General features: G+C 67.9%; 17 protein-coding genes. 10 read left to right on the top strand and 7 right to left on the bottom strand.

What is annotated here, in order from left to right; translation table 11 throughout:
- Positions 1-3 precede the first annotated feature (3 nt).
- On the top strand, positions 4-780 hold the full coding sequence (locus CDO46_RS08020; protein WP_087838020.1) for an SAM-dependent methyltransferase: 777 nt from the start codon (positions 4-6) through the stop codon (positions 778-780).
- Here CDO46_RS08020 and CDO46_RS08015 read toward each other — a convergent pair.
- The 3 genes from CDO46_RS08015 to CDO46_RS08005 form a co-directional block, all read right to left on the bottom strand.
- Positions 765-1,952 carry a Gfo/Idh/MocA family protein gene (locus CDO46_RS08015; protein ID WP_087838019.1) on the bottom strand — a complete coding sequence of 396 codons (1,188 nt, stop codon included), beginning with the start codon at positions 1,950-1,952 and terminating at the stop codon, positions 765-767. The two genes, CDO46_RS08020 and CDO46_RS08015, sit on opposite strands and share 16 nt — an antisense overlap.
- A 108-nt stretch (positions 1,953-2,060) precedes the next feature.
- Complete coding sequence (locus tag CDO46_RS08010) at positions 2,061-3,374, bottom strand: Rieske 2Fe-2S domain-containing protein (protein ID WP_087838018.1); 1,314 nt, start codon at positions 3,372-3,374, stop codon at positions 2,061-2,063.
- Between the two features lie 12 nt (positions 3,375-3,386).
- Positions 3,387-4,400, bottom strand: coding sequence for a tripartite tricarboxylate transporter substrate binding protein (locus tag CDO46_RS08005; RefSeq protein WP_087838017.1), 1,014 nt, complete (start codon positions 4,398-4,400; stop codon positions 3,387-3,389).
- Between the two features lie 191 nt (positions 4,401-4,591).
- Between CDO46_RS08005 and CDO46_RS08000 the strand changes: the two genes are divergently transcribed.
- Positions 4,592-5,233 carry a MarR family winged helix-turn-helix transcriptional regulator gene (locus CDO46_RS08000; RefSeq protein WP_087838016.1) on the top strand — a complete coding sequence of 214 codons (642 nt, stop codon included), beginning with the start codon at positions 4,592-4,594 and terminating at the stop codon, positions 5,231-5,233.
- Positions 5,223-6,695 carry a deoxyribodipyrimidine photo-lyase gene (locus tag CDO46_RS07995; RefSeq protein ID WP_087838015.1) on the top strand — a complete coding sequence of 491 codons (1,473 nt, stop codon included), beginning with the start codon at positions 5,223-5,225 and terminating at the stop codon, positions 6,693-6,695. Before CDO46_RS08000 ends, CDO46_RS07995 begins: the two co-directional genes overlap by 11 nt.
- A gap of 25 nt (positions 6,696-6,720) precedes the next feature.
- Here the strand turns inward: CDO46_RS07995 and CDO46_RS07990 are convergent, their stop codons facing one another.
- Both CDO46_RS07990 and CDO46_RS07985 read right to left on the bottom strand, forming a co-directional pair.
- Complete coding sequence (locus tag CDO46_RS07990; RefSeq protein WP_087838014.1) at positions 6,721-8,181, bottom strand: UbiD family decarboxylase; 1,461 nt, start codon at positions 8,179-8,181, stop codon at positions 6,721-6,723.
- Between the two features lie 10 nt (positions 8,182-8,191).
- Positions 8,192-9,181 carry a tripartite tricarboxylate transporter substrate binding protein gene (locus tag CDO46_RS07985; protein WP_087838013.1) on the bottom strand — a complete coding sequence of 330 codons (990 nt, stop codon included), beginning with the start codon at positions 9,179-9,181 and terminating at the stop codon, positions 8,192-8,194.
- Positions 9,182-9,285: 104 nt separating this feature from the next.
- Here CDO46_RS07985 and CDO46_RS07980 point away from each other — a divergent pair, with 104 nt between their 5' ends.
- The gene (locus CDO46_RS07980; RefSeq protein ID WP_087838012.1) at positions 9,286-10,230 is read left to right on the top strand and encodes a LysR family transcriptional regulator; all 945 of its coding nucleotides are present in this window, start codon (positions 9,286-9,288) and stop codon (positions 10,228-10,230) included.
- Here CDO46_RS07980 and CDO46_RS07975 read toward each other — a convergent pair.
- Complete coding sequence (locus tag CDO46_RS07975; protein WP_087838011.1) at positions 10,227-11,177, bottom strand: LysR family transcriptional regulator; 951 nt, start codon at positions 11,175-11,177, stop codon at positions 10,227-10,229. The two genes, CDO46_RS07980 and CDO46_RS07975, sit on opposite strands and share 4 nt — an antisense overlap.
- A gap of 229 nt (positions 11,178-11,406) precedes the next feature.
- Here CDO46_RS07975 and CDO46_RS07970 point away from each other — a divergent pair, with 229 nt between their 5' ends.
- The 6 genes from CDO46_RS07970 to CDO46_RS07945 are packed head-to-tail and all read left to right on the top strand — an operon-like array spanning position 11,407 to position 16,926.
- Positions 11,407-12,012: a nuclear transport factor 2 family protein gene (locus tag CDO46_RS07970; RefSeq protein ID WP_087838010.1), complete on the top strand. Its 606-nt coding sequence runs from the start codon at positions 11,407-11,409 to the stop codon at positions 12,010-12,012.
- A 16-nt stretch (positions 12,013-12,028) separates the two neighbouring features.
- Entirely contained in the window at positions 12,029-13,015 is a 987-nt protein-coding gene (locus tag CDO46_RS07965) for a tripartite tricarboxylate transporter substrate binding protein (RefSeq protein WP_254914570.1), read from the top strand.
- 5 nt (positions 13,016-13,020) lie between these two features.
- Complete coding sequence (locus tag CDO46_RS07960; protein WP_087838009.1) at positions 13,021-14,220, top strand: FAD-dependent monooxygenase; 1,200 nt, start codon at positions 13,021-13,023, stop codon at positions 14,218-14,220.
- Between the two features lie 9 nt (positions 14,221-14,229).
- Positions 14,230-15,186, top strand: a complete 957-nt coding sequence (locus CDO46_RS07955; protein ID WP_087838008.1) for a tripartite tricarboxylate transporter substrate binding protein — start codon at positions 14,230-14,232, stop codon at positions 15,184-15,186.
- A 28-nt stretch (positions 15,187-15,214) separates the two neighbouring features.
- Positions 15,215-15,883 carry an isochorismatase family cysteine hydrolase gene (locus tag CDO46_RS07950; protein WP_087838007.1) on the top strand — a complete coding sequence of 223 codons (669 nt, stop codon included), beginning with the start codon at positions 15,215-15,217 and terminating at the stop codon, positions 15,881-15,883.
- 20 nt (positions 15,884-15,903) lie between these two features.
- Entirely contained in the window at positions 15,904-16,926 is a 1,023-nt protein-coding gene (locus tag CDO46_RS07945; RefSeq protein ID WP_087838006.1) for an amidohydrolase family protein, read from the top strand.
- A gap of 32 nt (positions 16,927-16,958) precedes the next feature.
- On the opposite strand, the gene CDO46_RS07940 is transcribed toward CDO46_RS07945, so the two are convergent.
- Complete coding sequence (locus CDO46_RS07940; protein WP_243724481.1) at positions 16,959-17,411, bottom strand: MarR family winged helix-turn-helix transcriptional regulator; 453 nt, start codon at positions 17,409-17,411, stop codon at positions 16,959-16,961.
- Between the last annotated feature and the right edge of the window lie 4 nt (positions 17,412-17,415).

The raw sequence follows: 17,415 nt of genomic DNA, 5'->3' as shown, positions 1-17,415 counted from the left end.
CCGATGCCGTCCCAACCCGGCAAACTCTATCTCGTCAGCCTGGGCACGGGAGACCCCGACCATCTGACCCTGCGGGCCGACCGCATCATGCGCGAGGCCGACCTGGTGCTGGGCCAGGCCGACGCGCCCGCCCGCTATCCCGGACAACTGGCGGACAAGCGCTTCATGGAAGCCGGCCATGGCCTGTTCACGCCCATGGCGAGACGCCGCGCCTCGCCGGACGAGGTCGAGGCCGAAGAGGCGCCGCGCCGCCAGGCCATTCGCGCCTGCGTCGCGGCGGGCGGCATCGTGGCGGTCCTCACGCAGGGCGATCCGACGCTGTACGGTCCGCAGATCGGCTACCTGGACGCGTTCCGCGATCTGGCTCCCGAGGTCGTGCCTGGCATCTCCAGCTTCGCCGCGGGCAACGCCGCCCTGGGCTGCGCCGTGACGGGCGGCGCCACGAGCCAGTCGGTGATCCTGAGCCTGGGCAAGAACGCCAACGAAGGCTATGCAGGCAGCGACCGCCTGTCGGTGCTGGCGCAAAGCCGCAGCGCGCTGGTGCTGTTCACGATGCGGACCGACCTGGTCCGGGTGGTGGAGGAATTGCGCGCCGGCTATCCCGGCGGCACGCCCGTGGCCATCGTCTGCCATGCCGGGCGCGAGGCGCGGCAGCAGGTGCTGCGCGCGACACTCGATACGCTGGTGGAGGTGGCCGGCCGGCATGAACTGCCGTTCGAGCACCTCGTCTATGTGGGGGACTTCCTGGAGCGTCCGGCCGGCGACTACCAGGACGGTTGATGCGCCAGCGGGACGTCCTGGCCGTCCCGCGACGACTGCAGCATGGCCAGGCAAATCTCCAGCGTGGCCCGGGCCCAGCGGCCATCGTGCCGGGGAGCCCGCCCTTGCCGCACGGCGGCCACCAGTTCGTCGATCACTTCATGGCGCGGCACGGCCGGGCGCTCCAGCGGTACCCAGCGTTTCTCGTTGTCGGCGTGGATGGCGATGCCGTCGGGCAGCGGCCGCAGGTCGGCCTGGTCGCAGGACACGATGATGGGGCCGAAGTGCTGATAGGACCGGGGCTCGTCGTCGTCGGCCGGCGGTTTGTAGGCCGATCCGCCATAGGTGCCGGCGGCCTTGGCGCGGGCCTCTTCCTCCGGCGAGGCCACGGCGGCCAGCTTGCGCCGCGCGGCGCCGTAGTCGTCGGGCGACTTGCGGTTGCCCATCTCGCCTATCCAGCCCGTCCATTCGTCGGAATCGAAATGCGCGTAGCCGTTGTAGGACAGCGAGGCGTAGGCGCCCGATTCGAACCACAGCATGGCCGAATAGGCGCCCTCGGTGACGCGGCGCGGATCCCAGTTGCCGACCGCGGCGCGCAGCCGCGTGGGCGGCGAACCGGCCAGCAGCCGCACGATGTCCACCTGGTGCGCGGCCTGGCTGAAGATGGCGCCGCCGCCCTCTGCGGTCACCAGTTCCTCCGGCCGGCGCGGACGGTACAGGTAGTCGGTGTAGTTCAGCGCATGGATCATGCGCACTTTGCCGAACTCGCCGCTGGCGATCAGTTCGCGGGTCTTCAGGTAGGGCGTGTCGAAGCTGTGGCAGTGCCCCACGATCAGGTGCACGCCGGCGCGCTCGCAAGCCGCGATCATGCGGTCGCATTCGTCCATCGCTAGCGCCATGGGCTTCTCCACCAGCACGTGCTTGCCATGCCCCGCGGCGATCTCGGCGTGACGGGCGTGGAACTGATGGGGACTGGCGACGTAGATCGCGTCCAGCGACGGATCGGCCGCCAGCGCTTCGATGTCGCCATGCACCGGCGCGCCGAAGTCGCGCGCGAACTGCCCGCGCGCGGCCTCCCGAGGGTCGCAAGCCGCCGCCAGCACGATGCGCGCATCGCCCAGGAAGGTCGGCAGCATCAGCGAAAAGGCGCGTCCCAGCCCAGCTACGCCCAGCCGCAATGGAGCAATCGACATCAGACTTCCTCCGAAAATCCATGACCCGACCCGGGGCACCGCGGATCCGGCTCCGCCGGTCCGTAAGTAGAGCCCCCCGGGGGGGGCGCGTAAGCGCGTAGGGGGGGGCTATACCTCATAGTTGGAGTCGAGTCGCTGGGGGGCGGGTACGTCGTCCCACACGTGCGACACCTTGTATTCGCGCCAGTCGACCGACTTGGGCACGATGGCCTGGAACGAACAGATTTCCCTGGGGATGGCGTTCTCTCCCAGAGCGATGGGCGTCTCGCCCGACGCGAACTCGTCCAGCGCGGCCAGCATCCGGCGCCGGAACTCCACGATGGCCAGGTCGCTGGTGCCCAGCCTTTCCTCGGACCGGTCGGCCAGGGGACCCATGGTCACCCACATGGCGATGTCCTGGTTGGGGAAGCCGGTGATGCCGGTGAAGTTGCCCGCCTTCATCGCCTGGCGGTCCTGCCAGAAGCGGTTGTCGTGGTTGCGGTGGGGCCGGTAGCGCTCGTCCACGTCGGGGCCGATCTGCGTCCGCAGGAACTTGCGCCAGGTCTCGGTATCGGGCGTCTTGGCGGGATGGCCCCAGGCCAGGAAGTAGAACGCCGTGTTGGTGTCGTCCATGGGCACGTTCACGTTGGCGACGTTGTACAGGTTGTTGGGCGGGACCAGCACGGTGAACGGCGCGACGAACACGGTCGAGCGCACGTAGTCCTGCGTGTCGGCGTCGAAGATGGGGCGGCGGATGGCGGCGTAGCGGAAACCGTAGGGCGTGCGCTCGACCTGCAGGCGCGGCGCCTTGTCGGTGGACGGACGCAGCCAGTTCTTGTCGGTGGCTTCGGCGCCGCTGACCTTGGCGGGCACGAAGTCCGACGAGTGCAGGCTGGAGCTGTGGGCCGAGTCGATCGCGCCTTCCAGGACCTGCGCCCAGTTGCAGGGCAGGATGACCTTGGCGATGCTGACCTTGGCGTCCCGGGTCGGCGCCCAGGGCGGGGGGACGAACTCGGGCGCGTCTTCCTCCGTGCCCAGGAATACCCATACCATGCCGCCCCACTCGCGCGTGGGGTAGGCCTTGGTCCGCACCTTCGAGGCCATGGGGCTGGTCTCGGGCTCGGACGCCATGTCCAGCACCTGCCCGGTCACGTCCATCTTCCAGCCGTGGTACAGGCAGCGCAACCCGCCTTCCTCGTTGCGGCCATAGACCAGCGAGACCCGCCGGTGCGGGCATTTTTCATCCAGCGCGCCGATGCGGCCCTGGGTGTCGCGGAACACGACCAGGTCCAGGCCCAGCAGCCGGGCGTGCACCGGAGCGCCGTCCGGCTCGGCCACTTCCTCGATCAGGCACAGCGGCAGCCAGTGGCGGCGCATCAGCGCGCCCATGGGGGCATCGCCCTCCACGCGGCACAGCCGCTCGTTCTTTTCACGCGACAACATGCTGTTTCTCCTTCAATTTTCCGGCTTGATGCCCGCGGCCTTGATGGGGCCGGCATAGCGGCGGGCTTCCTCGTCGATGGCTTGCGCATACTCGGACGGCGTTCCGCCCACGGGCTCGATGCCCAGCCCCTGCAATTGCTTGATGACCTCGGGCTGCTTGACCACCTTGGCGATCTCGACGCTGAGCTTTTGCACGATGGCCTGGGGCGTACCGGTAGGCGCCAGCACGCCCACGGTGACGGCGAAATTGAAATCGGGAACGATCTCGGAGATGGCGGGGACGTCGGGCGCCAGCGTCGAGCGCTTGAGCGAATTCGTGGCCAGGATCTTGGCCTGCCCCTTTTGCGCGAACCCCGACAGCGAAGGCAGGGCGGCCACCACCAGGTCCACCTGCTTGCCCACCAGCGCGGGCACGGCCTGGCCCGAACCGCGGAACGGGACATGGTCCAGCCGCAGGTTCAGCGCGCTTTTCAGGGCTTCCATCGTCAGGTGGTGGCTGCTGCCCACGCCCGAGGAGCCGTAGGTGATGCCGGTGGGGCTTTTCTTGGCCAGCTCGACGAATTCCTGCAGCGTATTGGCCGGAAAGTCGGGGCGGGCGGCGATGAACAGGGGCGAGGTCGCCACCAGCGAGACCGGCATGAAGTCGCGCTTGGGCTGATAGGCGAGATCCTTGTACAGCGACGGGTTGATCGACATCATCGAGCCGTCGGTGACCAGGAAGGTATAGCCATCGTGCGGGCTGTTCATCAGCGTCTGTGCGGCTACCACGCCGTTGGCGCCGGGCTTGTTCTCGACCACGAAGGACTTGCCCAGGTGCTCGGTCAGGCGCTGGCCGATGATGCGAGCTACCGTGTCGGGCAGGCCGCCGGTGGCGTAGGGCACGACGAAACGGACGGGGCGGGAGGGGTAGTCGGCCGCGTCGTCGGCGCTGGCCAACGCCGGAGCACAGCCCAGCAGCGCGACCAGGCCCAGGCGGGTGGCCGCCGTGGCGGCATCTCGGACGAGGCGGTGTACGGAATGGGTCATGGAGGTCTCCTAGGGTGGATGTCGCGCCTTGTTCCTGGCGCGTGTCTGCTCGCGAACCGTGTCCCAGCCATCCGGGCACACTGGTTTTATTAGAGCTATAAGAATAATATTAAAGCTCTAAGTATTTTTCAAGCCCCTTCCGAGGCCCCCCGGACGGGTATCATTTGCGCGAGCACACCCCCCGGAAGACCATGAGTTCCGCCGAAGACACCCGCAAGATCCTGGAGCATTGGCAGCGCGCGGCGCCCAACGACCGCCTGGCCCACCTCGTCAAGGACGCCACGCGCGCCTTCGTCCGCGCCTTGCAGATGCGACTGAACGAGCATCACGTATCGTTCGGACATTGGGCCTTCCTGCGCATCCTGTGGGTCCAGGACGGGCTGACGCAGCGCGAACTGAGCGACGAGGCGGGCGTGATGGAGCCCACCACCTACAGCGCGCTCAAGGCCATGGAGGCCCTGGGCTACGTCGAGCGCAAGCACCTGCCGGGCAACAAGAAGAACATGTACGTGTACCTGACGGACCGGGGCCGCGAGCTCGAGCGCAAGCTGATCCCGCTGGCCGAGGACGTCAACCGCATCGGCATCCGGGGGCTGACGGCGGACGAAATAGGTGTGGCGCGCAAGGTGCTGCTGGGCATCATCGCCAACCTGGCCGAGGACGAGGAAAAGGCCGAGGAACGCAGCCTGCGCATTCCATCCACCCGGGAGTTGTCGCGCCGCGTATCCGAGCGCGTGGAGCGCCAGCGCGCCCGCGCGCCCCGGCGTGAAACCGAGGCGCGGGCGCAGGCCGCCGCGCCGCGCCGCAGGCGGGCCACCGTCCATGACGAGTGACGCGCGGGCCGGGACCGCCCTGGTGTGGTTCCGGCGCGACCTGCGCAGCTTCGACCATGCGGCGCTGCATCAGGCGCTGATCCGCTACGGGAAGGTGCATTGCGCCTTCGTCTTCGATACCGACATTCTCGATGCCCTGCCCGCCCGCGCGGATCGACGCGTGGCGTTCATCCATGCCTGTGTGGTGGAGCTGGACGAGGCGCTGGACCGCCTGGCGCGCGAGGCGGGAGCCGCGGGAAGCGGCCTGATCGTCCGCCACGGCGGCGCGGCGGCATGCATCGTCCGGCTGGCGCGGGAACTCGGGGTGCGCGAGGTCCTGGCCAATCGCGACTACGAGCCCGATGCCATTGCGCGCGACCAGCGGGTGGCGCGGGAGCTGGCGGACTGCGGCATCGCCTTCAGCGACTACAAGGACCAGGTGGTGCTGGACAGGGATGAACTGCTGACGCAGCAGGGGCAGCCCTACAGCGTGTTCACGCCGTACCGGCGAGCGTGGCTGCAGCGGGCGGATGGCTTCCAGCTCGCGTCCTATCCGGTCGAGCGCCATGCCGCCCGCCTGGCGCCCAAGCCCCCGGGCGAGCATCCGCCCGCGCTGGAGGCGCTGGGTTTCCTGCCCACCAACCTGTCCGAGCTGGCGCTGCCCACCGGCATGCGGGGCGGCCGCGCGCTGCTGCGGGATTTCGAACGCCGCCTGGCGCGCTACCACGAGACCCGGGACTATCCCGCGCGCAAGGGCGTCTCGTACCTGTCCACTCACCTGCGCTTCGGCACCGTGTCCATCCGCCAACTGGCCGCGCTGGCACGCCGCCATGGCGGCGAGGGGGCGCAGGCCTGGCTGTCGGAACTGGTCTGGCGCGAGTTCTATCAGATGATCCTGTGGCACCACCCGCACGTGGTGCATGGCTGCTTCAAGCCCGCCTTCGATCGCCTGTCCTGGGACGACGCGCCCGAGCTCTGGCAGGCCTGGCGCGAGGCCCGCACGGGCTACCCGCTGGTGGATGCGGCGATGCGCCAGTTGCACCAGACCGGCTACATGCACAATCGCCTGCGCATGGTGGCGGCCTCGTTCCTGACCAAGGACCTGGGCATAGACTGGCGCCGGGGCGAGCGGCACTTCGCCCGGCACCTGAACGACTACGACCTGGCGGCCAACAACGGCGGCTGGCAATGGGCGGCGTCCACGGGCTGCGACGCGCAGCCGTGGTTCCGCATCTTCAATCCGGTCACCCAGTCGCAGAAATTCGATCCCGACGGCAGCTTCATCCGTCGCTACCTGCCCGAACTGGCGCGCGTGCCCGACCGGCACATCCATTTCCCCGCCGCGATGCGGCCGGTGGATGCGGAGGCGTGCGGCCTGCGGCTGGGGCGGGACTACCCGTTGCCCGTGGTGGACCATGCGCGGGCGCGTACCCGCACGCTGATGCGCTACGAGGCGGTGAGGGAGACGCCGGGCGGCCCGTGACGCCACGGGCCGCCCGCCATCCGTTTTACTTCAGCTTCGCAAGCAGGTCGGCGAACTTCGCCTCGACCTTCTGCCGCAGCTCGGGCGTGGCGCAGGCCACCGGCGGGAAGTCCTTCAGCATCTCGAAGGGCCGGCAGGCGTCGATGACCGCGCGCGAGTTGGTGGCGGTCCCGCGCGGAATGCGCGGATCCAGGGGACCGCTCCAGGTCTTGCGGATGAATTCGATGTCCTCCACCGGATCGCAACGGGTACACATGGCCCAGACGACGTCGAACAGGTTGGTGGGATCGACGTCTTCATCGACGACCACGACGAAGCGGCCGAGATAGGACCCGGACTGGCAGTTCGCCGCCAGCATCGCGGCCTGGCGGGCATGTCCGGCGTAGGCCTGCTTGATCGAGATGATGTTGAAGAGGCGCGCCGCGCCGGCTTCGTGGCACCAGACCCCCTTGACCCCGCTCAGTCCCGCGCGCTCGACCTCGTCCCAGATCATGCCCGCCTTCATGACGCATTTGGAGAACGAGAAGTCGGAGGGCGGCCGCAACGGCGTGGCCATGGTCAGGATGGGATCGTTGCGGTAGTAGACGCGCTGGATGCGCACCACCGGCTGGTTGCTCTTGCCGCCCGCATAGTAGCCGGTGAATTCGCCGAACGGCCCTTCGGGCAGCGTATCGTCCGGGTACATCTCGCCTTCCAGCACGATCTCGCTGTGGGCCGGCATGGGCAGCTTGTGCACTTCGCTCAGCACCACGTCGAAGGGCAGGCCGCGATGGCCGCCGGAGTAGTCGTATTCCGACAGGCCGAAGCGCAGCTCGTTGCCGCCGGCCAGGAACAGCATGGGATCGTGGCCGCAGGAAATCAGGACCGGGCAGGGCTTGCCCTGCTTGAAATACTTGTCGCGGATCTGGCGCCCCTGCTTGCCGGGCGAGGTCCAGAGGCCGACCTGGTTGCGGCTGTGCGCCATCGAGCGGTAGGTGCCGATGTTGATCCAGTCCAGTTCCGGATCGCGCATGATGACCAGGTCATCGGTGCCGATGTAGCGGCCGCCGTCCAGCTCGTGCAGGAAGGGGATGGGGAACTTGAAGATGTCGACGTCGTCGTCGCGGTCGATGTTCTCCAGCACCGGCCCGGTTTCCACGATGCGGGGCGGAATGGGTTCGTGGCGCTGCATGCGGTCGCGGTAGGATCGGACCACGTCCATCGGCCCCCGGGGGACGGGAAAGCCCAGCGTCAGGGCCAGGCGCGCAGACGAGTTCGACGCGCCCGACAGCAGCCTGAAGCCTGCCGGGTAGCCGGGAATATTGTCGAACAGGATGGCCGGGGCCTCGCCGCGCTGGGTGCCGTGGATGATCTCCGCCAGGGTGCCGACCTCCAGGTTCCAGTCGGCGCCCGAGACGCGCAGCAGTTCTCCTGCCTTGTCGACGCGCTCGAGCAGTTCCCGCAGGTCCTGGTGGGGACGGTCGTAGTCGTTCCATGTCTTCTGCATTCTTGTCTTCCTAGTCTGCCGTGATGTTTGCCGCGCGTACGACGGGTGGCCAGCGCTTGAGCTCCAGGGCCAGCGTGTCGGCCATGCGGGCGGGCGTGCCGCCGGCCGGTTCGATACCCACCTTGGCCAGGCTGGCCACCACGTCCTTGTTCTTCAATGCCTCGTTCGCTTCCGCGTTCAGCCTGCGTACCACCGCGTCCGGCGTGCCGGCGGGCGCCAGCAGGCCATACCAGACGTCGACCTGAACCTGGTCATAGCCCTCCTCGCGGAAGGTCGGTACCTGGGGCAGCGACGGCGCGCGTTGGGCGCTCATGACCGCCAGGACCTTGAGCTTGCCGCCTTGGACCAGGGGCTGGATGGTGTGCAATGGCACGATCATGGCCGAGACGTGCCCACCCGCGAGGTCGTTGACGGCGCCGCCCGCCGACTTGAAGGGGACGTGGAACAGGTCGATGCGGGCTTCCTGCTTGAACAGCTCCATGGCCAGGTGCTGCGGCGTGCCGTTGCCGGGCGAGCCATAGTTGATCGTGCCGGGTTCGGCCTTGGCCTTGGCGACGAACTGCTTGAGAGTTTCGGCGGGAAACGCGGCGGGCACGGCCAGCGCCAGGGTGCCGGTTCCCAGCAGCGCGATGGGAGCGAAGTCCTTGACGGGATCGTAGGGCAGCGTGCGATTGACCGCGGCGTTGGTGGCGAAGGTCGTCGCGGCCACCAGCAACGTCGAGCCGTCGGGCCGCGAGCGTGCGACGTGGTCGGCGCCGATGTTGCCGCTGGCGCCGGGGCGGTTGTCGACGACCGCGGCGGTGCCTGATTTCGCGGCCCATTGCTGGCTGACGGTGCGGGCCAGGATGTCGGGGCCGGTGCCGGGCGAGGAGGCGACCACGATCGTGATCGTGTTCTGCGCGGCGGTGGCCGCGATGGGCAGCGTCGCCACCGTCCAGGTCACCAGTGCCGCAAGCGGTATCGCCCACCGGTGGCGTAACGACCGTATTCCAGTCTCCATGGCGCTTGTCTCCTCTTGTCGTTCACTTTTCTGGAGGGAGCATTACAGCGCCTGACGATTTATTATTCCAGAGAGTTATTCTCATTCATTGATGAGGTTGACCAATGAGTTTCCATGCCTCGCTGGGTAATCTGTCCCTGAAGCAGCTTCGCGCCTTTGTCTGCGTGGCCGAATCGCGCAGCTTCACCTCGGCCGCGACGCTGCTCAACCTGTCCCAGTCCGCGGTCAGCCTGCTGGTGCGCGAACTCGAATCCGAGCTCGGACTCAAGCTGCTCGACCGGACCACGAGATCGGTACGCATGACCGAAGCCGGGGCCGAGCTGCATCCCGTCGCCGCCCGTGTCCTGCAGGACCTGGGCGCCGCGATTGCCGGTTCGCGCGAACTGGCCGATCGGCGCCGGGGGCGCGTGCGCTTCGCCTGCTCGCCGCTGCAATCCTCGCTGCTGGTGCCGCGCCTGATCGGCATGTTCAAGGCACGGTATCCGCACATCGCCATCGTCCTGCGCGATACGCCCGGCGGCGAGATCATCGACCTCGTCGCCAGCGGCGAAGTCGACCTCGCGCTGGGCGTGCTGCCGGCCGATACGCCTTTCGTTTCGGGCGAACCCCTGCTGACCGACGACCTGCTGCTGATCCATCCTCGCAGCTACGGCTGGGGGCCCCGGCGCCGTCCGACCTGGAAGGACATCGCCGCCCATCCCTTCATCGCGCTGGGAGAGCACAACTCCACCCGCTACCTGGTCGACTATCACGCGGCGCAGGTCGGCGTGCGGCTCACGCCCGCGTGCGAGGTCGCGTTCGTCTGGACCGCCATCGGCATGGTGGATGCCGGGCTGGGCCTGTCCTTGATTCCGGGCCATGCGCGGCCCATCGTCCAGAAGTTCGCCGACGTGGCGATGCAGCCCTTCGAGCCGCAGCGGATCCAGCGGCCGATCGCGCTGATGCGGCATAGGCAGCGGACCTTGTCGCCCGCGGCGGAAGCGTTCGCCGACTTCCTGCGCGAAAACTTCCCGCGCCACGACGGAAGGACGCCGGCCGCGCGGGCCTAGCTCCAGTCCTTGCCCGCCGTACGGTAGATCCGGTCGCGGCGTTCCTCGATCACTTCGAGCAGGGTGCGGGTGAACGCCTCCAGCACGGCGGGCTGTTCGCGGCCGCGCTTGGTGATCAGGTGGAAATCCAGGGTCAGCACGGGGTCGGTCAGCAGTGCGGTGGACACCTGGAATTCCGTGCCGATCGGGGCGGCGAAGGTCGGGATGATGGTCGGCCCCACGCCGGCCGCCGCCATGCCGATCAGGGATTCGAGCCGGTTCATGCGTATGCCGTCGGTGCGTGCCACGCCGCGGGCGGCGCGGCACTTGTTGATCTGCTGCTGCAGGTCCTGGGCGGGGTGGAGCTCGACGAAAGGTACCGCCGGCAATTCGTCCCAGCGTATCCGCTGGGCGTTCCTGCCCTTCGTTCTGGACCGGAAGGGCGACGCGCGGGATTCCAGGTAGACGAAGTCGAACTCGAACAGCGGTCGGCGCGATACCTCCAGTACCCGCTTGGGAAAGACGCCCAGTCCGCAATCGAGCTCGCCATTCTGCACCTGGCGTTCGACCTCGGGTTTGGGCAGGTCCAGGATGTGGAGATCGAGCGTGGGCTGGGTCTTGCGCAGGCGCATGTAGACGTGGGGCATGACGCTGGCCGAGAAGATGGGCGGCACGCCCACGCGCAGCGTGCGGCGGCGTGTCTCGGAAAGCTGGCTCAGGACGGGCGCGATGGTCTCGACCTCGTCCACGACCTGCTGCGCGACCGGCAGCAGGCGCTGTCCCGCCGCCGTCAGCCGGACCGATCGCGTCGTGCGTTCGAACAGGCGGCACGAGAGCTGGCCTTCGACGTCCTGCATCATCAGGCTGAGCCCCGGCTGGCTGATGTGCAACTGCTCCGCGGCGCGGGTGAAGCTGCGCGTCTGCACGATGCAGAGGAAGGCCTTGAAGTGCCGGATGCTCAGATTCATAAGATCAGAAAATCAATAGATATAAGAGATATATTAGACAAATTAACATGCGGTTCCTAGAATCTGCCGCATCGACAAAACGACCGGAACCCGCGCCGTTCCGGGTCCTTCCCCTTCCCCCACTTGCTCCGCCCGGAGCGTCGCGGTTCGGCTTCCAAGCGACAAGCCGAAGGGACCCGGCTTGCCCGGCGCAAGGGTCGGTCAACGATCACAAAGGAGAGGAGACGACATGGGCGACGCCTGGAACGACGAGCGGGAAATCCGTCAATTGGTGGAGCGGTGGGCGGTGTGGCGCGATGCCGGGGACTGGGAGCGGTTCGCCACGGTCTGGCATCCGGACGGCGTCATGATGGCGACCTGGTTCCAGGGGCCTTATGCCGAGTTCATCCGAGTCACGCGCGAAGGCTGGGACAAGGGCGTGAGCATTCTTCATTTCCTTGGCGGTTCGGCGGTCGAGGTCCGGGGTGACCGCGCCATCGCCCAGACCAAGATGACCATCTCCCAGCGCGGCCCCATCGACGGCGTGTTGTGCGACGTGGTGTGCACGGGCCGCTTCTACGATTTCCTGGTCAGGTACGAGGGCCGGTGGCAATTGCTGCATCGCCAGCCCATCTACGAGAAGGACCGCGTCGATCCGGTGGATCCGGGCGCGAAGCTGGTGCTGGAACACGACGAACTGGCGCGCATGCCCGAGGGCTATCGCCACCTGGCCTACATCCAGACCCGCATCGGCTACCGGGTCAAGATGGACATGCCCATGCTCAAGGGTGAAGCGGTGGAGACGCTGTATCGGCGCGGCGCGAGCTGGCTGGCCGGCGGTCCGCTTGAGCGGTGACGCAAGGAGACGGGACATGATCAGTCATATGTCGCCGCCGCGCCGCGCGTTGATGGTGGCATCGCTGGCCGTTGCGGCGCTGCCCTGGACGGGTGCGGCGCAGGCCGCGTGGCCCGAGCGGCCGATTACCATCGTGGTGCCCTACACGCCGGGCACCAGCATGGATACCCTGGCGCGCACGCTCGGCCCCAAACTCTCGCAGCGGCTGGGCCAGCCCGTCATTGTCGAGAACCGCCCCGGCGCGAGCGGCAACATCGGCACGGGATACGTCGCCAATGCCGCCCCCGACGGGCACACGCTGCTGATGACCGTCAGCACCTTCGTGATGAACCCCGGGCTGTTCAAAACCGTGCCCTACGACCCGCTGACCAGCTTCGTGCCGGTCGGGCAGGTGGCGGTCGGCGCGCTGGTGTTCGCGGTGAATCCCGCCTTCCAGGCCGGCACGCTGGACGAGGCGATCAAGGCCTTCAGGGCCAGGCCGGGCCAGTACGCCTATGCCTCGCCGGGCAAGGGCACGCCACAGCACCTGGCCATGGAACTGTTCAAGCTGCACGCCGGCGTGGACGTCATGCACGTGCCTTACAGCGGATCGGCCGGTGCCGTCACGGACCTGTTGGGCGGACAGGTGCAGGCCATGATCCTGCCGGCCAATACCGCCCTGGGGCTCAAGCAGTCCGGCAAGCTGCGCGTGCTGGCCGCCACGCAGCCGCGCCGCATCGATGTCATGTCCGAGGTGCCCACGCTGGCCGAGCAGGGCGTGCGCGGCGCGGACGTGGACCTGTGGTTCGGCATGCTCGCTCCCGCCAGGACGCCCCAGGCCGTCGTGGCGGCCCTGAATCGCGAGATCAACCAGGTGCTGGCCATGCCGGAGGTCCAGCAAAGCCTGGACAAGCAGGGGCTGACCGTTGCTTCGGGCACGCCGGAGGCCTTCGGCCAGTTGGTTTCCACCGAACACGCCCGTTGGGCGGATGTGATCAGGAAGGCCCGCATCAGTGCGGATTGAACGATATGAAGAAAGACCATAAACCCCGAGTCATCATCGTCGGCGCCGGCATCGGCGGCCTGACCGCCGCCGCCAGCCTGCTCAAGCGCGGTTTTCCCGTGCGGGTGTACGAACAGGCGCCCGCTCTGGGCGAGATCGGCGCCGGCATCCAGTCCAGCGCCAACGCGGTCAAGGTACTGTACGACCTCGGGTTGCGCGAGGAGCTTGAGAAGACCGTGGTGCGACCGCTGGCGTTCGAGTTCCGGCGCTTCGACACGGCCGAAATCATGCACCGCATTCCCCTCGGCGCACAGCACGAACAGGCGAACGGCGCGCCGTATTTCCACATCCACCGCGCCGACCTGCACGAGTTGCTGGCCAAGGCGGTGCTGGCGCTGGACCCAGACTGCATCGCGTTGGACGCGCGGGCGGAAGGCTTCGACGAAACCGCCGACGGCGTCACGCTGCGGCTGGCCGACGGCACGCGCGCCACGGGCGAGGTCCTGGTGGGCGCGGACGGCATCAAGTCGGCCATACGCGCGCAGATCCTGGGGGCTACCCCGGTCAGCTACACCGGCGACATCGCCTGGCGCGCCGTGATCCCGACGGATCGCCTGCCCGCAGGCATCATGGATATCGTGTCCACGGTCTGGTGCGGACCAAAGAAGCACGCCGTGATGTATTACCTGCGGGCCGGCAAGCTGATGAACTTCGTGGGGCTGGTGGAACATGCGCAGCCCGAGAACGAATCGTGGACGCAGCGGCGGCCCTGGACCGACCTCAAGGCGGACTTCGCGGGCTGGCATCCCACCATACAGACCGTCATCGACGCCATCGACCGCGACGGCTGCTATCGCTATGCCCTGAACGACCGCACGCCGGTGGACAACTGGAGCACCGACCGGGCCACCCTGCTGGGCGACGCCGCGCATCCCACCTTGCCCTACCTGGCCTCGGGCGCGGCCATGGCCATCGAGGACGGCGCGGTGCTGGCGCGCTGCCTGGACGAGCATGCCAGCATCGCCGGCGCGCTGCGCAGCTATCAGAACAGCCGCATGGACCGCACCGCGACCGTGGTGCGCGAGTCGGCCGAGAACCGCGACCTCTACCGCATCGAGGACGAGAACGAGATGCGGCAGGCCTTCCAGCGCAAGGACATGAACAAGAGTCGCGCGCAATGGCTGTATTCCTATGATCCGCTGACGGCGCCGCTGGCGGGAGACTAAGGAGCTGACATGCGATATCCGTACCTGACGCTTGCCGCCGCCTGCTGCGCGGCCAGCCTGCCCGTGCAGGCGCAATCCGGTCCGCCGACCACCATCGTCGTCGCCACGTCGGCGGGAACGGGCGTGGACGTGATCGCTCGCGTGCTGGGGCGGCAGCTGGCGGCGCAGATGGGATCGCCGGTCATCGTCGAGAACCGGCCGGGCGCCAGCGGCAACATAGGCGCCGACCACGTCGCGCGCGCCGCGCCCGACGGCCGCACACTACTCCTGGCCGCCACCACCTTCGCCACCAATGCGGCCGTCAATCGCACGCTGCCCTACGACCCGGTCAAGAGCTTCGCGCCCATCGGCCTGCTCAGTACCGGCGCCATGACCCTGGCGGTGGCGCCGACGCTCAAGGCCGGGTCGGTGCCGGACCTGGTCCAGCTTGCCAAGGCGACGCCCGGCGCCGTCAACTACGCCTCTCCCGGCAACGGCACCCCGCAGCACCTGGCCATGGAGCTGTTCAAGCTGGAAGCGGGCGTCGACCTGTTTCACGTGCCGTACAAGAGCACCGGGGGTGCGGTGACCGACCTGGCCGGGGGCCACATCTCGGCCATGGTCGTGCCGATCGACACCGTGCTGCCGCTGGCCACAGGCGGCAAGGTCAAGGTGCTGGGCGTGATGAGCGCCGAGCGTTTCCCCGGGCTGCCCGACGTGCCCACCCTGCGCGAGCAGGGCCTGCCCAAGGTGGAGGTAGGCGTCTGGTACGGGCTGCTGGCACCCGCCGGCACGCCCCGCGCCACCGTGGATCGGCTCAACCGCGAGGTGAACGAGGCGCTTGCCCGCCCCGAGGTCGCGGCCACGCTGCGGCAGCAGGGCATCGATCCCGCGGGGGGCTCGCCGGAGCGGCTGGCCGAGCATCTGCGCGCGGAACTGGCGCGCTGGCGTGCGGTGGTGAAAGCGGCCCGCATCAGCTTGGACTGAGAACGATCATCTGACGGAGGAGCACCGCATGTACGGCATCAGCCAGGAAATCATCGATCGAGTGGTGGCCCGCCGCGGCCGCCTGCATGCCTACGAGACCATCGCCGCGGCCAGCACTGCGCTGGTGGTCATCGATCTGCAGAACTACTTCATGAAGCCGGAGTATCCCAGCTCCGTGCCCGCCGCCCGCGAGATCGTGCCCAAGGTCAACGAGGCCGCGCGCGTGGTGCGAAGCCGGGGCGGCATGGTGGTCTGGATCTCGACGTCCTCCGACGGGGCGGAAAAATTCTGGTCGGTCATGCACGAGCACCTGCTGACGCCGCAGCAGGAACGTAGCCGCAGGGCCGGCCTCAAGCCGGGCAGCGACGGCTTCGCGCTGTGGAGCGGCCTGGAGGTGGAGCCGCAGGACTTGCAGGTCACCAAGCGCACCTTCAGCGCCCTGGTCCACGGCTCGTCGCCGCTGGAGTCCGAACTGCGCGGACGCGGCATCGACACGGTGCTGATCGCCGGCACGGTCACGAATGTCTGCTGCGAATCCACGGGACGCGACGCCATGATGCTGAACTTCAAGACCATCATGCTGGCCGATGCACTGGCCGGCAAGCTGGCGTCCGCGCACGTGGCCGCGTTGTCGGGATTCATCGAGAACTTCGGCGACGTGATGCGGGTAGAAGAAATGGCGGCGCGCATCGCGTAGCCGCCGGGGAGACGAAGACCATGAGAAAGATCGACATCTACAGCCACATCATGCCGCGGCGCTACCTGGAGCTGATGAAGGAGCATGCCAAGGACGCCGGCCTCGTCAAGCGCATGAGCAATCTGCGCATGCTATGGGACATGGATGCCCGGATGGAGATGCTGTCGCAGTGGCCGCAGGTGCAGCAGGTGCTGACCCTGGCGCTGCCGCCGCCCGAGGCCCTGGGCAATGCCGACCAATCGCCCGGCTTCGCCCGCGTGGCCAACGATGACATGGCGGCGATCGTGGCGCGTTCGCCCCAGGTATTTCCCGCGTTCGTGGCGGCCCTGCCCATGAACAACGTGCCCGCCGCGCTCGAGGAAATGGATCGGGCCGTGACGAAGCTGGGCGCGCGCGGTATCCAGGTCACGACCAGCGTCAACGGGCGGCCGCTGGACGATCCCGAGTTCTTCCCCGTGTTCGAACGGGCCACCAGGGTCCACGGCATTCCGATCTGGATGCATCCGTTTCGCCCGGCGTCGCAAGCGGACTATCCCGTCGAGGACAAGTCCCGGTTCGAGATCTGGCAGGTGCTGGGTTGGCCCTACGCCACCAGCGTGGCCATGGCGCGCATGGTGTTCTCGCAGATGTTCGACCGCCTGCCGGAGCTGCGCATCATCACGCACCACTGCGGCGCGATGATTCCCTATTTCGGCGGTCGCGCCGAGACACTATGGGCCCAGCTGGGAAGCCGCAGCATCGAGGACGACTACAACGGCCTGCTCGAGCGCATGGCGAAGAAGCCCATCGACTACTTCAAGATGTTCTACGCCGACACCGTGCTGGGCGGCTCGGCCTCGGCCCTGCGTTGCGGGCTGGACTTCTTCGGCAGCGACAAGGTGGTGTTCGCCAGCGACTGCCCGTTCGATCCCGAGGAAGGGCCGATGTTCATCCGCGAGGGCATACGCTCGATCGAGTCGCTGGATCTTGCCGAAGACGACAAGAAGAAGATCTACCTGCTGAACGCGCTCAAGCTGCTGGGGCTGGAGGAGGACTTGAAGTAGGAGGAGGGCCGACCGGGCAGGCCGGCTTCCTGCTAGTCGACCGACCCGGCGTAGGCGGCCAGGTCCTTCAACAGGACCGACAGGTTGCGGCTGCCGACTTCCCTGACCATCTCTTCCTGGGCCACCGCCACGGCCCGCCCGAAATCATCCAGCCACGCCAGTCCCGTGGGTGTGAAGCGCACGATGCGGGCCCGCTTGTCCGCCGGATCGGCCACGCGTTCCACCAGGCCCAGTTCCTCGCACTGTCCTATCAATTCGTTCATTGCCGCGTTGGTCATGGCCGAGCGCCGGGCCAGGTCGGTGATGCGCGTGCCGTCCAGGTCCAGGTGGCGGGTCAGGTTCACGTGCCAGCGGCGAGTCTCGGCGTGTCCCGCCTCGGTCATCAGGTCCATGACGCGCTGCTCGAAGCGGCGCAAGGCGCTGTTGAGCACGCGGCCGGGATTGTGGGTACGCCAGTGGTAGGCGTTGCTATCAAGGGTTTTCACGGGA

The sequence above is a fragment of the Pigmentiphaga sp. NML030171 genome (assembly GCF_002188635.1).
GTDB lineage: Bacteria > Pseudomonadota > Gammaproteobacteria > Burkholderiales > Burkholderiaceae_B > Pigmentiphaga > Pigmentiphaga daeguensis.
Note: the sequence above shows the minus strand (reverse complement) of the source record. Positions and strands in the feature narration are given on the sequence as shown.

What these genes read in the sequence shown, in the direction of transcription:
- CDO46_RS07995 (WP_087838015.1), top strand. Translation starts at nt 5,223, where the DNA reads ATGACGAGTGACGCGCGGGCCGGGACCGCCCTGGTGTGGTTCCGGCGC.
- CDO46_RS07980 (WP_087838012.1), top strand. Translation starts at nt 9,286, where the DNA reads ATGAGTTTCCATGCCTCGCTGGGTAATCTGTCCCTGAAGCAGCTTCGC.
- CDO46_RS08010 (WP_087838018.1), bottom strand. Translation starts at nt 3,374, where the DNA reads ATGTTGTCGCGTGAAAAGAACGAGCGGCTGTGCCGCGTGGAGGGCGAT.
- CDO46_RS08005 (WP_087838017.1), bottom strand. Translation starts at nt 4,400, where the DNA reads ATGACCCATTCCGTACACCGCCTCGTCCGAGATGCCGCCACGGCGGCC.
- CDO46_RS08015 (WP_087838019.1), bottom strand. Translation starts at nt 1,952, where the DNA reads ATGTCGATTGCTCCATTGCGGCTGGGCGTAGCTGGGCTGGGACGCGCC.
- CDO46_RS07960 (WP_087838009.1), top strand. Translation starts at nt 13,021, where the DNA reads ATGAAGAAAGACCATAAACCCCGAGTCATCATCGTCGGCGCCGGCATC.
- CDO46_RS08000 (WP_087838016.1), top strand. Translation starts at nt 4,592, where the DNA reads ATGAGTTCCGCCGAAGACACCCGCAAGATCCTGGAGCATTGGCAGCGC.
- CDO46_RS07965 (WP_254914570.1), top strand. Translation starts at nt 12,029, where the DNA reads ATGATCAGTCATATGTCGCCGCCGCGCCGCGCGTTGATGGTGGCATCG.
- CDO46_RS07985 (WP_087838013.1), bottom strand. Translation starts at nt 9,181, where the DNA reads ATGGAGACTGGAATACGGTCGTTACGCCACCGGTGGGCGATACCGCTT.
- CDO46_RS07990 (WP_087838014.1), bottom strand. Translation starts at nt 8,181, where the DNA reads ATGCAGAAGACATGGAACGACTACGACCGTCCCCACCAGGACCTGCGG.
- CDO46_RS07955 (WP_087838008.1), top strand. Translation starts at nt 14,230, where the DNA reads ATGCGATATCCGTACCTGACGCTTGCCGCCGCCTGCTGCGCGGCCAGC.
- CDO46_RS07970 (WP_087838010.1), top strand. Translation starts at nt 11,407, where the DNA reads ATGGGCGACGCCTGGAACGACGAGCGGGAAATCCGTCAATTGGTGGAG.
- CDO46_RS08020 (WP_087838020.1), top strand. Translation starts at nt 4, where the DNA reads ATGCCGTCCCAACCCGGCAAACTCTATCTCGTCAGCCTGGGCACGGGA.
- CDO46_RS07945 (WP_087838006.1), top strand. Translation starts at nt 15,904, where the DNA reads ATGAGAAAGATCGACATCTACAGCCACATCATGCCGCGGCGCTACCTG.
- CDO46_RS07950 (WP_087838007.1), top strand. Translation starts at nt 15,215, where the DNA reads ATGTACGGCATCAGCCAGGAAATCATCGATCGAGTGGTGGCCCGCCGC.
- CDO46_RS07975 (WP_087838011.1), bottom strand. Translation starts at nt 11,177, where the DNA reads ATGAATCTGAGCATCCGGCACTTCAAGGCCTTCCTCTGCATCGTGCAG.